General features: G+C 74.6%; 15 protein-coding genes. 11 read left to right on the forward strand and 4 right to left on the reverse strand.

Annotation, left to right across the window (positions count from 1 at the left end):
- The first annotated feature begins 107 nt into the window (after positions 1–107).
- The 9 genes from QC818_RS00065 (at position 108) to modC (ending at position 9,001) form a co-directional block, all read left to right on the forward strand.
- Entirely contained in the window at positions 108–233 is a 126-nt protein-coding gene (locus tag QC818_RS00065; RefSeq protein ID WP_309650783.1) for a hypothetical protein, read from the forward strand.
- A 58-nt stretch (positions 234–291) separates the two neighbouring features.
- A complete protein-coding gene (locus tag QC818_RS00070; protein WP_309650784.1) occupies positions 292–816 on the forward strand; it encodes a retropepsin-like aspartic protease family protein in 525 nt (174 codons plus the stop codon).
- Between the two features lie 60 nt (positions 817–876).
- Entirely contained in the window at positions 877–1,185 is a 309-nt protein-coding gene (locus tag QC818_RS00075) for a monooxygenase (RefSeq protein ID WP_309650785.1), read from the forward strand.
- 37 nt (positions 1,186–1,222) lie between these two features.
- Positions 1,223–2,266 carry an NAD(P)H-dependent flavin oxidoreductase gene (locus QC818_RS00080; RefSeq protein ID WP_309650786.1) on the forward strand — a complete coding sequence of 348 codons (1,044 nt, stop codon included), beginning with the start codon at positions 1,223–1,225 and terminating at the stop codon, positions 2,264–2,266.
- Positions 2,267–2,298: 32 nt separating this feature from the next.
- Positions 2,299–3,963 carry a VRR-NUC domain-containing protein gene (locus QC818_RS00085; RefSeq protein WP_309650787.1) on the forward strand — a complete coding sequence of 555 codons (1,665 nt, stop codon included), beginning with the start codon at positions 2,299–2,301 and terminating at the stop codon, positions 3,961–3,963.
- A complete protein-coding gene (locus QC818_RS00090) occupies positions 3,960–6,227 on the forward strand; it encodes an ATP-dependent DNA helicase (RefSeq protein WP_309650788.1) in 2,268 nt (755 codons plus the stop codon). Before QC818_RS00085 ends, QC818_RS00090 begins: the two co-directional genes overlap by 4 nt.
- Positions 6,228–6,353: 126 nt before the next feature.
- Positions 6,354–7,163 carry a molybdate ABC transporter substrate-binding protein gene (gene modA / locus QC818_RS00095; RefSeq protein ID WP_309650789.1) on the forward strand — a complete coding sequence of 270 codons (810 nt, stop codon included), beginning with the start codon at positions 6,354–6,356 and terminating at the stop codon, positions 7,161–7,163.
- Positions 7,163–7,858: a molybdate ABC transporter permease subunit gene (gene modB / locus QC818_RS00100; protein WP_309651181.1), complete on the forward strand. Its 696-nt coding sequence runs from the start codon at positions 7,163–7,165 to the stop codon at positions 7,856–7,858. The genes modA and modB overlap by 1 nt, the downstream gene beginning before the upstream one ends.
- Positions 7,859–7,873: 15 nt before the next feature.
- The gene (gene modC, locus QC818_RS00105) at positions 7,874–9,001 is read left to right on the forward strand and encodes a molybdenum ABC transporter ATP-binding protein (RefSeq protein ID WP_309650790.1); all 1,128 of its coding nucleotides are present in this window, start codon (positions 7,874–7,876) and stop codon (positions 8,999–9,001) included.
- Between the two features lie 4 nt (positions 9,002–9,005).
- On the opposite strand, the gene QC818_RS00110 is transcribed toward modC, so the two are convergent.
- Positions 9,006–10,811: a monovalent cation:proton antiporter-2 (CPA2) family protein gene (locus QC818_RS00110; protein WP_309650791.1), complete on the reverse strand. Its 1,806-nt coding sequence runs from the start codon at positions 10,809–10,811 to the stop codon at positions 9,006–9,008.
- A gap of 127 nt (positions 10,812–10,938) precedes the next feature.
- On the opposite strand from QC818_RS00110, the gene QC818_RS00115 reads away from it, so the two are divergent.
- A complete protein-coding gene (locus tag QC818_RS00115; RefSeq protein WP_309650792.1) occupies positions 10,939–11,889 on the forward strand; it encodes a homocysteine S-methyltransferase family protein in 951 nt (316 codons plus the stop codon).
- Between the two features lie 8 nt (positions 11,890–11,897).
- On the opposite strand, the gene QC818_RS00120 is transcribed toward QC818_RS00115, so the two are convergent.
- A complete protein-coding gene (locus tag QC818_RS00120) occupies positions 11,898–12,248 on the reverse strand; it encodes a hypothetical protein (protein ID WP_309650793.1) in 351 nt (116 codons plus the stop codon).
- A gap of 30 nt (positions 12,249–12,278) precedes the next feature.
- Between QC818_RS00120 and QC818_RS00125 the strand changes: the two genes are divergently transcribed.
- Entirely contained in the window at positions 12,279–12,944 is a 666-nt protein-coding gene (locus QC818_RS00125; protein ID WP_309650794.1) for a cupin domain-containing protein, read from the forward strand.
- Between the two features lie 7 nt (positions 12,945–12,951).
- On the opposite strand, the gene QC818_RS00130 is transcribed toward QC818_RS00125, so the two are convergent.
- Positions 12,952–13,551, reverse strand: coding sequence for a DNA polymerase ligase N-terminal domain-containing protein (locus QC818_RS00130; protein ID WP_309650795.1), 600 nt, complete (start codon positions 13,549–13,551; stop codon positions 12,952–12,954).
- Between the two features lie 41 nt (positions 13,552–13,592).
- Entirely contained in the window at positions 13,593–13,799 is a 207-nt protein-coding gene (locus tag QC818_RS00135) for a DUF3565 domain-containing protein (RefSeq protein WP_309650796.1), read from the reverse strand.
- Positions 13,800–13,807 lie beyond the last annotated feature (8 nt).

Genomic DNA, 13,807 nt, shown 5'->3' on the forward strand with positions numbered 1-13,807 from the left:
GAACACGCCATGCAAACGCTGAATTCCCTCTTCGTCGCCCCGGCGGGCGATCGCGGCCGCCGGGAGTCCGCTCATTCCATCGGCCCTGACGCCATGGGGTGGCACACATGATCCGGGCCTGGAAACGCTTCGCCGCCTATGTGCTGATCTCGCTGGCCATCCTGGTGGGCATGGACCTGGCCAGGGCCGAGGCGCCGGGCGCGGTCGCCACCGCGGGCCAGGTCGCCGACTGAGGCGCCCGCGGGCGTTCGCTGCCATGATGGCCACAGGCGACGGCGACGAGGACGGGGCATGACCACGCAACGCGGTGGCGCCAGGCGCGCCGGGCTGGGCATGATGCTGGCCTTCTGGGTGCTGTTCATCGGCCTCGGCACCTGGTGGCTCCAGGGCCTGCTCGAGGAGCGGGCCAACCCCAATGCGCACCTGGTCGACGCCGTGGACGGCGAGGCGATCACCCTGCAGCGCAACGCCGCCGGCCACTTCGTGGCCACGGGCCGGCTCAACGGCCGGCCGGTGCCGATGCTGCTCGACACCGGCGCCACCTATGTGGCCGTGCCCGAGGCCCTGGCCCGGCGCCTCGGCCTCGCGCGCCAGGGGGAGGCCTGGTTCTCCACCGCCAACGGCCGGGTGCGCGGGGCGCTCACCACCCTCGAGACGGTCAGCCTGGGCGGCTTCACGGCCCGGGACGTGCGGGGCTCCATCGGCCCCGGGCTCGCCGACGACATGGTGCTGCTGGGCATGAGCTTCCTCGGGCGCTTCGACATCCAGATCCGCGGCGAGACCATGACCCTGCGGCCGCCCGCCGACCGCGGCTGAGTGTCCCCCGTCGTCGCAGGCGCTATGCTGGGGCCTTCGCCCTTGTCATCGGAGGCCCCCATGCCGGCCCTGCTGCAGATCGTCTTCCCCTTTCCCGGCCCCTTCGGCGAGGCCATAGCCGAGTCGCTGGCGCCGCTGGCCCACGACATCAACGACGAGCCCGGGCTGCGCTGGAAGCTGTGGACCGAGGCCCCGGAGCGCCATCAGGCCGGCGGCGTCTACCTGTTCGACGACGCGGCCAGCGCAAGGGCCTACCTCGACAAGCACGCCGCCCGCCTCGCCGACCTGGGCGTCGAGGGTATCGAGGCGCAGGTCCTCGAGGTCAACCCCGCGCTGTCGGCGATCACCCACGGGCCGCTGGGCGGCTGAACGCCGGCGGCCTTTCCCACCGCACAGGAGTCATCGGATGTCATGGATCGACGACCTCGGCCTCGCCTGGCCGATCCTCCAGGCCCCCATGGCCGGCGCCCAGGGCGTCGAGCTGGCCGCCGCCGTCTCCGAGGCCGGCGGGCTCGGCGCCCTGCCGGCGGCGATGCTCGACCCGCAGGCCTTGGACGCCGCCCTGGGCGAGTATCGCGCGCGCAGCGCGCGACCCCTCAACGTCAACGCCTTCTGCCATGAGGCGCCGCCCCCGGATCCCGAGGCCCTGGCGCGCTGGCAGGCGCGGTTGGCGCCCTATTACGCGGAGTACGGGGTGACGCCTCCCGAGCCGGCCTCCGGCGCCGGGCGACGCCCCTTCGACGCCGCCGCCTGCGAGGTGCTGGAGGTCCATCGGCCGACGGTGGTGAGCTTCCACTTCGGCCTGCCGGCCCCGGCGCTGCTGGATCGGGTCAAGGCCTGGGGCGCCCGGGTGCTGTCGAGCGCGACCACCGTCGAGGAGGCGCGCTGGCTGGAGGCCCATGGCGCGGATGCGATCATCGCCCAGGGCCTGGAGGCCGGCGGCCACCGCGGCAGCTTCCTCCACGACGACATGACCACCCAGGTCGGCACCCTGGCGCTGGTGCCCCAGGTGCGCGAGGCGGTGGCGGTGCCGGTGATCGCCGCCGGAGGCATCGCCGGCCCTCGCAGCGTGGCCGCGGCCCGGGCCCTGGGCGCCGCGGCGGTGCAGGTGGGCACGGCCTTCCTGGGCTGTCCCGAGAGCACCATCGGCGAGGGGCATCGCCGCGCCCTGCTGTCGGGCGAGGCCCGTCACACCGCGCTCACCGACCTCTACAGCGGGCGCCCGGCGCGGGGCCTGGTCACCCGGCTGATGCGCGAGCTCGGGCCCATGGGCGAGGGGGTGCCGGCCTTCCCGCTGGCCACGGCGGCGCTCGCCCCGCTGCGGGCTGCCGCCGAGGCCGCCGGCAGCAGCGACTTCTCGCCGCTGTGGGCGGGGCAGGACACCAGCGGCTGCCGGGCGGTGCCGGCGGCCCGGCAATTGCGCTGGCTGGCCGGCGAGCCAGGCCTCTGACGCCCGCGGCGGCGGGCTGATACCATGGATGCATGAACAGTGCCACGTCCGCCGCCGCGCTCACCGCCCCCCTGGACGACCCTCGCTACTACCTGGCCAACTTCCGGTCGCTGCTGGACTGGGTCGCCGCGCGCCACGCCGACCTGCTCGATGGCCGGGAGCGGGCCTTCCTCGCCGACTTCCCGACCCTGCCCGAGCCGTCCCGGGCGCTGCTGGCGCGCATGGTGATGCGCAAGGGCGAGCACTTCCGCACCTCCCGCCTGGCCTATGACGAGATCGGCGACGTCGAGGCCGCGCTCGGCCCGCTGATCGAGGCCGGCTGGGTCGAGGACGCGCCCGCGGTGTCCCTCGACGAGCTGTGTCGCCAGCTGCGCCTGCCCGAGCTGCGCCGGGCCCTGGCCGGCGAGATCGCCGCGACGGGCCTGCCCGCGCGGGCGTCCAAGGACGCCTTGCACGAGGCCCTGGCCGCCCGGGCGCTCGTCCCCCGGCGGCTCTGCGAGTGGTGGCCCGAGGCCCCGGACCGCCTGGTGCGCCTGACCTGCATGGACCTCTGTGATCGGCTGCGGCTGATGTTCTTCGGCAACCTGCGCCAGGACTGGGCCGAGTTCGTGCTCGCCGAGCTGGGCCGGCAGCGCTTCGAGACGGTACCCTTCAGCGACGACTCCCGGGCCTTCCGGCGGCGGGACGAGGTCGATGCCTACCTGGCCCTGCACCGGCTGCGCGAGCGCCTCGACGACGGCGCCTGCCCCGTCGCGCTGGCCGCCGAGGTGCCGCCGGCGCCCGACAACGCCTGGCTGGCCGCCCGCCGGGCCCGGCTGCTGGTTGGCCTGGGCCGCGAGGCCGAACGCCGCGACGAGGCCGATGCCGCCCTGGCCTGTTACGCGGAGGCCGGGCTCGGCGAGGCCCGGGTCCGGCGGCTGCGCCTGCTCGAGCGCCTCGGCGCCTATCGCCGCGCCCTGCGCGAGCTCGAGGCGGCCCCGCCGGTGGACGACGCCGAGCGCCAGGCCCTGGACCGGCTGCGGCCGCGGCTGTGCCGCAAGCTGGGCCTGGAGGCCCCGCCGCGGGCGCCGGAGCCGGCCCCCGAGCGGCTCGAGCTGGTCCTGACGCCCGCCGCGAACGGCGTGGAGCGGGCCGTGGCCGAGCACCTGAGCACCCCGGCGGCGCCGGTGCACTACGTGGAGAACGCGCTGATCGCCGGGCTGTTCGGGCTTTTGTGCTGGGACGTCATCTTCGCGCCGCTGCCCGGCGCCTTCTTCCATCCCTTCCACGCCGGCCCGGCGGACCTCGGCCGCGAGGACTTCGTGGCCCGGCGCCGGGCGCGCTTCGATGCCCGTCTGGCCGAACTCGACGACGGCCGCTACCGGACCACCATCCGCGAGCGCTGGCGGACCAAGCGGGGCCTGGCCTCGCCCTTCGTGCACTGGGAGGCGCTGGACGAGACGCTGCTGGAGCGCGCCCTGGCCGCCATCCCGCCGGCCCACCTGCGGGCCTGCTTCGCGCGGCTGCTCGAGGCGCCCCGCGTCAACCGCGCCGGCCTGCCGGACCTGATCCAGTTCCTCCCCGGCGGGGGCTACCGGCTGATCGAGGTCAAGGCCCCCGGGGACCGGCTGCAGGACAACCAGCGCCGCTGGCTGGCCTGCTTCCGAGCGCACGACATCCCGGCGGCGGTCTGCCACGTGCGCTGGGCGGCATCGTGAGCGCGGCGGCGGGCTCGCGGGTCGCGGTGCGGGCGCTGTGCGAGTTCACCGCCCGGGAAGGCGACCTGGATCACCGCTTCACCCCGGCGCCCAGCGCCCGGGAGGGCATCGAGGGCCATGCCCGGGTCCGGGCGCGGCGGGGCCAGGGCTATGAGGCCGAGGTGGCGTTGTCGGCCCGCCTCGAGGGCCTGACGGTGAGCGGCCGCGCCGACGGCTACGACCCGGAGGCCAACCGCCTGGAGGAGATCAAGACCCATCGCGGCAGCCTGGAGCGCATGGCCGCCAACCAGCGCGCCCTGCACTGGGCTCAGGCGGAGGCCTACGGCGCCCTGTTGTGCGCCGACCGCGGGCTCGAGACCCTGACCCTGGCGCTGGTCTACCTGGACGTGGCCACCGGCCGCGAGACCGTGCTGACCCGCGAGGCCTGCGCCGATGCACTCTGGTCGCGCCTGGCGGCCCACTGCCGCGCCTACGCGGCCTGGGCCGAGCAGGAGGCCGCGCATCGCGGCGCCCGTGACGCGGCGCTCGGCGCGCTGGCCTTCCCCCACGACGACTTCCGCCCCGGCCAGCGGGCCCTGGCCGAGGACGCCTACCGGGCCGCCGCCACCGGCCGCTGCCTGCTGGCCGAGGCGCCCACCGGCATCGGCAAGACGCTGGGTGTGCTCTATCCGCTGCTCGTCGCCATGCCCCGCCAGGGCCTCGACCGCCTGGCCTTCCTGACCATGAAGACGCCGGGCCGGCGCCTGGCCCTGGACGCCCTGTCGGACCTGGGCGCGACCGGGGGCGCCGAGCGCCTGCCTTTGCGGGTGCTGGAGCTGGTGGCCCGGGACAAGGCCTGCGAGCACCCGGACCGGGCCTGCCACGGCGAGGCCTGCCCGCTGGCCGCGGGCTTCTACGACCGGCTGCCGGGGGCCCGCCGCGCCGCCGTGGCCCGCGGCTGGCTGGATCGCGCCGCCCTGCGCGAGGTGGCCCTGGACCACGCGGTCTGCCCCTACTACCTGGGCCAGGAGCTGGCGCGCTGGGCCGACGTCCTGGTGGGCGACGTCAACCACTACTTCGACGACGGCGCCCTGATCCACGGCCTGGCCCGGGCCGACGGCATCCGGCTGGGCGTGTTGGTGGACGAGGCCCACAACCTGGTCGATCGCGCCCGGGGCATGTACAGCGCCGAACTCGACCAGCGGCGGCTGAACCGGCTGCGGCGGGGTGCGCCGCCGGCCCTGTCGCGGCCCCTGGGGCGCCTGGCGCGGCGCTGGCAGGCGCTGCTCCGGGAGGCCGACGAGCGGGACTGGCAGGCCCTCGAGGCCCCGCCCGAAGGGCTGCTCGGCGCGGCGCAGCAGGCGGTGGCGGCGATCACCGACTACTTGGGCGAGCATCCCGCCGGCGTCGATCCCGCGCTCCAGGAGTTCCTCTTCGAGGCCCTGGCCTTCGCCCGGCTGGCGGAACGCTTCGGCGAGCACTCGCTGTGCGAGCTGCGTCGCCCCGGCCGCGGTCGGGCGAGCCTTGCGATCCGCAACCTGGTGCCGGCGGACTTCCTGGCGCCGCGCTTCGCCGCCGCCCGCTGCGCGGTGCTGTTCTCGGCGACCCTCAGCCCGGCGGGCTATCATCGCGACCTGCTGGGCCTGCCCGACGACGCCGTGAGCCGCCGGGTGGCCGCGCCCTTCGCCGCCGAGCAGCTCGAGGTGCGCTGCCGCGCCGACGTCTCCACCCGGCTGCGCGACCGGGAGGCCTCGCTTTCGCCCATCGTCGCCGAGCTGGCCGGCCAGTACCGGCGCCGCCCGGGCCACTATCTGGCCTTCTTCAGCAGCTTCGCCTACCTGGAGGCGGCGCTGGCGCGGTTCCGCGAGGCCTGGCCGGAGATCCCGGTGCGCGCCCAGCGGCGCGGCATGGACGAGGCCGAGCGCGAGGCCTTCCTGGCCGGCTTCGTGCCCGGCGAGAGCGGCATAGCCTTCGCGGTGCTCGGCGGGGCCTTCGCCGAGGGCATCGACCTGCCCGGCGAGCGGCTGGTCGGCGCCGTGGTCGCCACCCTGGGGCTGCCGCCCTTCGATCCCTTCCACGAGGCGCTCAAGGCGCGGCTCGAGGCCCGCTTCGGCCGCGGCCACGACTACGCCTACCGGGTGCCGGGGATGATCAAGGTGGTGCAGGCCGCCGGCCGGGTGATCCGCGGCCCCGAGGACCGCGGCGTGGTGGTGCTGATGGACGACCGCTTCGCCCGCCCCGAGAACCGGGCGCTGCTGCCCGACTGGTGGCCGCCGGCGCGCTGAGTTGCCGGCGGACGCCGGCGGGCATATCCTGACCATTCGGTCAGCTATTGCCCGCGCCCTCGCTTGCCGCGGGTCGGGGCGCCGCTGTAGTGTCAGCGCTGTACTCAAGGAGACGACGATCCTCGCATGCACCATGTCACGCCGCCGCGCCGGGGCCGGGCCCGGCTGGCCGCCGCCCTGATCCTGCTGCTATTCGGGGCCGCGGCCCCCGCCCAGGCCGAGCCCACCGTGCGGGTCTTCGCCGCGGCCTCGCTCACCGATGCCCTGAACGCCGCCATCGCCCGCTACGAGCGCGCCCACGACGTCGACGTCGTGCCGGTCTATGCCGCCTCGTCGACGGCGGCGCGCCAGATCGCCCGGGGCGCGCCGGCCGATCTCTACCTCTCCGCCAACGCGCGCTGGATGGACTGGCTGGCGGAGCAGGGGGTGGCCCTGGCGGCCCGCGACGACCTGCTCTACAACCGCCTGGAGTTGATCGCCGCCCCGTCGGCGGTGTCGGCGCCCGTCACGCCCGGCGAGGGCACCCCGCTGAGCGCGCTGTTGGCCGACGGCGAGCGCCTGGCGGTGGGCGACCCCGACCATGTGCCGGCCGGCCTCTATGCCCGCCAGGCGCTGCGCGCCCTCGGCGAGTGGCAGGCCCTGGCGCCGCGGCTGGCTCGGGCCGACAACGTGCGCGCGGCCCTGGCGCTGGTCGCCCGGGGCGAGGCCCCGCTGGGCATCGTCTACCGCACCGACGCCCTGGCCAGCGACGCCGTGCATCGCCTGGGGACCTTCCCGGCGGACAGCCACCCGCCGATCCGCTATCCGGTGGCGCTGATCGACCCGCCCGCCGGCGAGGCCGCCCGGGCCTTCCGCGACTGGCTGGACGGCGAGGCGGCGCGGGCGATCTTCGTCGAGCACGGCTTCACCGTCACCCTGCCGGCGAGCCGCGAATGATGCTGAGCGAGGCCGAGCTCGACGCCATCCTGATCAGCCTGCGCGTGGCGGGGACCGCCGTGGCCTGGATCCTGGTACCCGGCATCGCCGTGGCCTGGCTGATGGCGCGCCGCGATTTCCGGGGCAAGGCGCTGCTCGACGGCGTGCTGCACCTGCCGCTGGTGCTGCCGCCGGTGGTGGTCGGCTACCTGCTGCTGGTCGCGCTGGGCCGGCGCGGCTGGCTGGGGCAGTGGCTCGACCAGTGGTTCGGCGTCACCCTGCCCTTCACCTGGCAGGGCGCGGCGGTGGCCGGCGGGGTCATGGCCTTTCCGTTGCTGGTGCGCGCCGTGCGCCTGTCGCTGGAGACGGTGGACGCCGACCTGGAGGCGGCGGCCAGCACCCTGGGCGCGGGGCGCTGGCGGGTGCTGTTCACCATCACCCTGCCGCTGGCGCTGCCCGGCCTGCTGACCGGCACCCTGCTGGCCTTCGCCCGGGCCCTCTCGGAGTTCGGCGCCACCATCACCTTCGCCGCCAACATTCCCGGCGAGACGCGGACCCTGCCGCTGGCGCTCTACACCCTGATCCAGACCCCCGGCCAGGAGGGCGCCGCCGCGCGGCTGTGCACCCTGTCGGTGGCCATCGCCATGATCTCGCTGGTGGTCTCGGAGTGGCTGGCCCGCCAGGCGCGGCGCCGGCTGCGCCACCGCGACGGCTGAGGGAGACGCCACGCCATGCAGCACGTCACCGCCGCCCATGCCGCGCCGCCGACCCGGCGCCCCGCCCTGTCCCTGGCGCTGGACAAGCGCCTGGGGGACTTCTCGCTGAGCGCCTCGCTGACGCTGCCCGCCAGCGGGGTCACCGCCCTGTTCGGCGCCTCCGGCAGCGGCAAGACCAGCCTGCTGCGGCTGATCGCCGGCCTGGACCGCCCGGACCGGGGCCGCCTGGGGCTCGGCGAGGAGACGCTGGTGGATACCGGCCGCGGCCTCTGGGTGCCGCCGCACCGCCGGCGCCTGGGGGTGGTCTTCCAGGAGGCGCGGCTGTTTCCCCACTATCGCGTGCGCGGCAACCTGACCTACGGCATGCGCGGGTCCGGGCGCGACCGCTTCGACGCCATCGTCGCGCTGCTGGGCATCGAGGCGCTGCTGGACCGCTTCCCGGCGACCCTGTCCGGGGGCGAGGCCCGGCGGGTGGCGATCGGCCGCGCGCTGCTCAGCGACCCGCGGCTGCTGCTGATGGACGAGCCGCTCACCGGCCTGGACGGCGCCCGCAAGCAGGAGCTGCTGGACTACATCGCGCGGCTGGCCGGCGACATCGACATCCCCATCGTCTACGTCAGCCATGACCCCGACGAGCTGGCCGCCATCGCCGATCACCTGGTGCTGCTGGAGCGGGGCCGGGTGCTGGCCGACGGTCCCCTGGAGGCGCTGCTGCAGCGCTTCGACCTCACCGACCGGCTGGGCGGCTTCGATGCCGCCTCCCTGGTGACGGCGGAGGTCGACGCCCACGAGCCGGACTACGCCCTGACCCGGCTGCGCCTCGACGACGGCCAGGCCCTGACCCTGCCGGGGGTGGAGGCCGCCCCCGGCACCCGCCTGCGGCTGCGCATCCCGGTGCGCGAGGTGGCGCTGGCGCTGGACGACCCCGGCGCCACCAGCTACCGCAATCGGCTGCGGGCGGTGATCGAGGAGATCGGGCCGCCCGCGCCGGGGCGCGCCGCGGTGGAGGTGCGCCTGCGCCTCGGCCGCCAGGTGCTGCGCGCCCGGCTGACTCGCAAGTCCCGGGACGAGCTGGGGCTGCGGCCGGGCATGGCGGTGGTGGCCCTGGTGCGTAGCGTGGCCTTCGACACCCGCCACCGCTGAGCGCTCAGCGGGGCGGCTGGATCCGGGTGACGATCTCCTCGTCCTCCTCGTAGAGCGCCTCGAGCTCCCGGGCCGCGTCCTGGAGGGTCTGCAGCTGCTGCTTCTCGTTGCCGAAGGCCTCGAGCTGGCGGCGCAGCGCCTGCTCGTCGTGGGGGCGGAAGGTGTCCACGGTGTGCTGGGCCTGCTCCCGGGGGATGCCGAGCCCCACCAGCACCTCCCGGGTCAGCTCCAGGCTCGCCGGCAGCAGCTCGCGGATCAGGTGGGTGACCCCGGCGCGCATCAGCAGCTGGGCGTGGTAGCGGTTGCGGGCCCGGGCGTAGAGGCGCAGGTGGGGAAAGCGACGCCGCACCCGGTGGACGATGCGCATCGAGGCGTCGATGTCGCCCACCGCCACCACCAGCACCCGCGCCCGGTCGGCGCCGGCGGCCTGGAGCAGGTCGAGCCGCGAGGCGTCGCCGAAGTAGACCTCGTTGCCGTAGCGGCGCACGAACTCGACGTGGTCGGCATTGATGTCGAGCACCGTGTAGGGAATCTTCAGCCCCTGGAGGGCGCGGCCCATGATCTGCCCGAAGCGTCCGAAGCCGGCGATGATGATCTGCGGCGCGGTCTCCGGAAGGCGGTCGAAGTCCCGCCGGCGCTTGCCGGCCTTGAACAGCGGCCGCACCAGCCGGGCATGCAGCAGGAAGAGCACCGGGGTGGCGGCCATGGACAGCGACACCACCAGCACCAGCAGCCCGACCAGCTTGGCGTCGAGCAGGGCGGCGGCGCCGGCCGCGGTGAGCAGCACGAAGCCGAACTCGCCGCCCTGGGAGAGCAGCGCGCCGAGGTTCAGCGCCACCCGCCAGCCGGTGCCGTAGGCTCGCGCCGCCGCCATCATGGCGAGCCACTTGGCCGCCAGCAGGGCGGCGGTGAGCCCGAGGATCGTCCCCGGTGTCTCGGCCAGCAGGCCGATCTGCGCGGTCATGCCCACCGCCATGAAGAACAGCCCGAGCAGCAGGCCGCGGAAGGGCTCGATATCGGCCTCGATGCTGTGGCGGTACTCCGAGTCGGCCAGCAGCACCCCGGCGATGAAGGCGCCCAGCGCCATGGACAGCCCGGCCAGCGCCATCACCAGGGCCGCGCCGATCACCACCAGCAGGGCGGTGCCGGCGAAGACCTCGCGGCTGCGGGTCGCCGCGGCATAGCGGAACAGCGGGCGCAGCAGGTAGCGGCCGCCGACGATCAGCCCGACGAAGGCGCCGACGGCCACCAGCGCCTCGCGCAGCAGGGGGCCCCAGCCCTCGGCGAGCCACCCCTGGCCGGCCAGCAGGGGCATGGCGGCGAGCACCGGGATCGCCGCCAGGTCCTGGAACAGCAGCAGGGCGAAGGCATAGCGGCCGTGGCGAGCGCCCAGCTCGCCGCGCTCGCCGAGCAGTTGCAGGACCAGGGGCGTGGAGCACAGCCCCAGGCTGAAGCCCACCACCAGGGCCGCGGCGGGGGATAGCCCCGCGGCCAGGGCCAGGCCGCCGAGCAGGACGGTGGTGAGGGCCACCTGCAGGCTGCCGAAGCCGAACACCGCCTTGCGCATCAGCTTCAGGCGGGCGGGCTTGAGCTCCAGGCCGATGACGAACAGCAGGAAGACGATCCCCACCTGGGAGAACTGCAGCACCGCCTCGGCGTCGGGCACCAGGCCCAGCGCCGAGGGGCCGATGACCACCCCGGCGACCAGGTAGCCGAGCACCTCGCCGAGCCCCAGGCGCTTGATCAGGGGCACGATCAGCACCGCGGCGCCGAGGAAGATCAAGACGTTGTAGAGCAGGTCGATGGCCAAGGCGGGCTCCGTGCGGTCGCGATCCGTCCATGATAGAGCAACGGCAGGGCCCGGCGCAGGCTGCCATGCTGAAGGGGAACTTCGAGACGGGCCGGCCGCGCCGGCGGCCGGCCGGGAGGACACGGTCATGTTGACGTTTCCCCGTCGCCCGGAGGGCACGGCGTATCTCACCGAGGGCGGGACGGAAACCGAGCTCATGTACAAGTTCGGCCATGAACTGCCGCATTTCGCGATCTACCCGCTGCTCGACGATCCGGCGGCCGTCGCCGACCTGCACGGCATGTACCGGCGCTACCTGGAGGTCGCCGAGCGTCATGGCCTGGCCGTGATGATGGGCGGCCTCGACTATCGGGCCAGCCCCGACTGGGCCGAACGGCTGGGCTACTCCCGGGCGGGGCTGGCCGAGATGCAGCACAGGGCGATCGACTTCCTGCGCGAGGCCGCGGCGCCCTTCCGGGCGCGACTGCCCGCCGTGCTGGTGCTGGGCGTGGTGGGGCCGCGGGGCGATGCCTATGGCCGCGGCGAGGCCATCACCGCCACCGAGGCCGAGGACTATCATGGCGTCCAGCTCGAGACCCTGGCGGCGGCCCGCGTCGACGGCGTCTGGGCGGCGACCTTCAACAACGTGCCCGAGGCGGTCGGCGTCGCCCGCGCCGCGGCCGGTGCCGGCCTGCCGCTGAACCTGTCCTTCACCCTGGACGGCCGGGGCCGGCTGGCCTCCGGGCCGAGCCTGCGCGAGGCGATCGAGACGGTGGACGCCGAGGCCGGCGCGGCGGCCCCGGATGGCTACGGCATCAACTGCTCTCATCCCCTGGAGTTCGAGCCGGCCCTCGAGCCCGGCGACTGGATCCGGCGGCTGCGCAGCCTGCGCCCCAATGCCGCCCGGATGGACAAGATCGCCCTGTGCAAGCTCGGCCACCTGGAGGAGGGCGATCCGCCCGAGCTGGGCCGCCTGATGGGCGACCTGGCCCGTCGCTACCCGCATGTCGATATCTGGGGCGGGTGTTGCGGCTCCTGGGAGACACACCTGGAGGAAATCGCCCGCAACGTGCGCCAGGCGCGGGGCGGCGTCCTCTGAGCCCGGCGTCAGGGGGAGGCCCAGGCCGCATCGCCGAGGCGGCGCTCCAGGCGCAGCAGTTCGCGCTGGCGCAGCCGGTAGTCCTGGTATAGCCGGCGCAACTCCTGGTGCAGGCGCTGGCGCTGCTCGGCGTCGGTGTCCTCGTCGTACAGCCGGCGCTCCGCCCGCTCGATCTCGCGTGCCGTCTCCGCCAGGACGGCTTCGGCCTCGTGCAGGGCCAGCCCCTGCCGGTAGCGCTCGAGGAAGTTCGCCTCGAGCAGGGCCGGGCAGACGCCCTGGTAGCGCCCCCCCGGCGGCCCTGGCGGAAGCCGTCGACCGGGGGTGACCCCGTCCGGCCCCCGAGCGACAATGGCGATCATCGATCATGGCTCGCTGCCCCAGGAGGCCCGATGCGACTCAATGCCGACTTCCAGGCCCGCGTGGCGATCACGCCGGACCAGTATCGCTGGGTGGCCTCGCCCACCCCCGGGGTCGAGCGCATGATGCTCGACCGCATCGGCGAGGAGGTGGCCCGGGCCACCTCCCTGGTGCGCTATGCGCCGAACAGCGTCTTCCCCCCGCATGAGCATGGCGGGGGTGAGGAGATCCTGGTGCTGGAGGGCGAGTTCGCCGATGAGCATGGCGCCTATCCGGCGGGCTGCTACCTGCGCAACCCCATCGGCACCGCCCATGCCCCGCGCGTGGGCGCATCCGGGGCGCTGATCTTCGTCAAGCTGCACCAGTTCGAGGCGGCCGACACCACCCGGACGGTCATCGACACCCGGGACGGCCCCTGGGCGGATGGCCCGGTGGCGGGGATCGAGACGCTGCCCCTGCATGCCTTCGGCGACGAGCGGGTGCGGCTCGAGCGCTGGGCGCCGAACACCCGGGGCGGCGAGCGCGACCTTCCCGGCGGGGGAGAGTACCTGGTGCTCGAGGGTGTCCTGGAGGATGCGGAGGGCGCCTATCCGGCCGGCACCTGGCTGCGCCTGCCCCCGGGCGGCCGCCACGCCCCCGGCACCGGCGAGGCGGGTGCCCGAGTCTACGTCAAGACCGGGCACCTGCCGCCGGCCTGAGGCCGGCTCAGGCGTCCTCCTCGGCGGCGATTTCCTCCAGGCGGCGGCCCGTGGCGACGGACTCGGGGCGGGTCGCGACGGGATCGACCCCGGGATCGGCCGCTTCGTCCTTCATCTTGATCAGCAGCCAGTCCCTGCCCTTCTCCAGGCGGGTGTGGATCAGCGCATAGCCGCCGTGCAGCTTCTCGCCTTCCAGCCAGAAGGTAGCGTGGCCGTCGGCGAGCTGCTCGGCGAGCGGGGCGTCGTCTTCCCCGAGATGGCGATGGTGGCCCCGATCCCAGATCAGCACCGTGCCCGCACCGTACTGGCCCTCGGGGATGACGCCTTCGAAGTCGGCATAGGCCAGGGGATGGTCCTCGGTGGGAATGGCCAGGCGCTTGACGCGGGGATCGGTGGAGGGGCCCTTGGGGACTGCCCAGGACTTGAGGACGCCGTCGACCTCGAGGCGGAAATCGTAGTGGTGGGTGGAGGCGTCGTGCTGCTGGATGACGAAGATCGGTCGGTCGTCATCCCCGCTGCGCCGGGGCTCGTCGCCCATGGGCTCGCGGGTGCGCCGTGCATCGCGCTTCCGGCGATAGCGGGTGAGCTTGTCATCGGACGAGGCCATGGCGGACCGGCTCCTGCTGGACCTGTCCCCTCAGTCTAGGCTCAGGGGTTGTCCCGCGGCTCGCCGCGCTCGCACTTCACGCAGTCCAGTACCAGGCCGAGGCGTGAGCGCCGCCCCGCCTCGGTGGTCACCCAGGGGCGCTCCACCCAGGGGGGCTGATGGCGGACGTGCTGGTTGTGGCCGCAGGCCAGCTCGGCCACCCAGTGCCCTTCCTCGTCACGGTGATAGCCGACGATGGGCTGGCGCATGGCGAGCT

It is taken from the genome of Halomonas koreensis (assembly GCF_031451675.1).
Classification (GTDB): domain Bacteria; phylum Pseudomonadota; class Gammaproteobacteria; order Pseudomonadales; family Halomonadaceae; genus Halomonas; species Halomonas koreensis.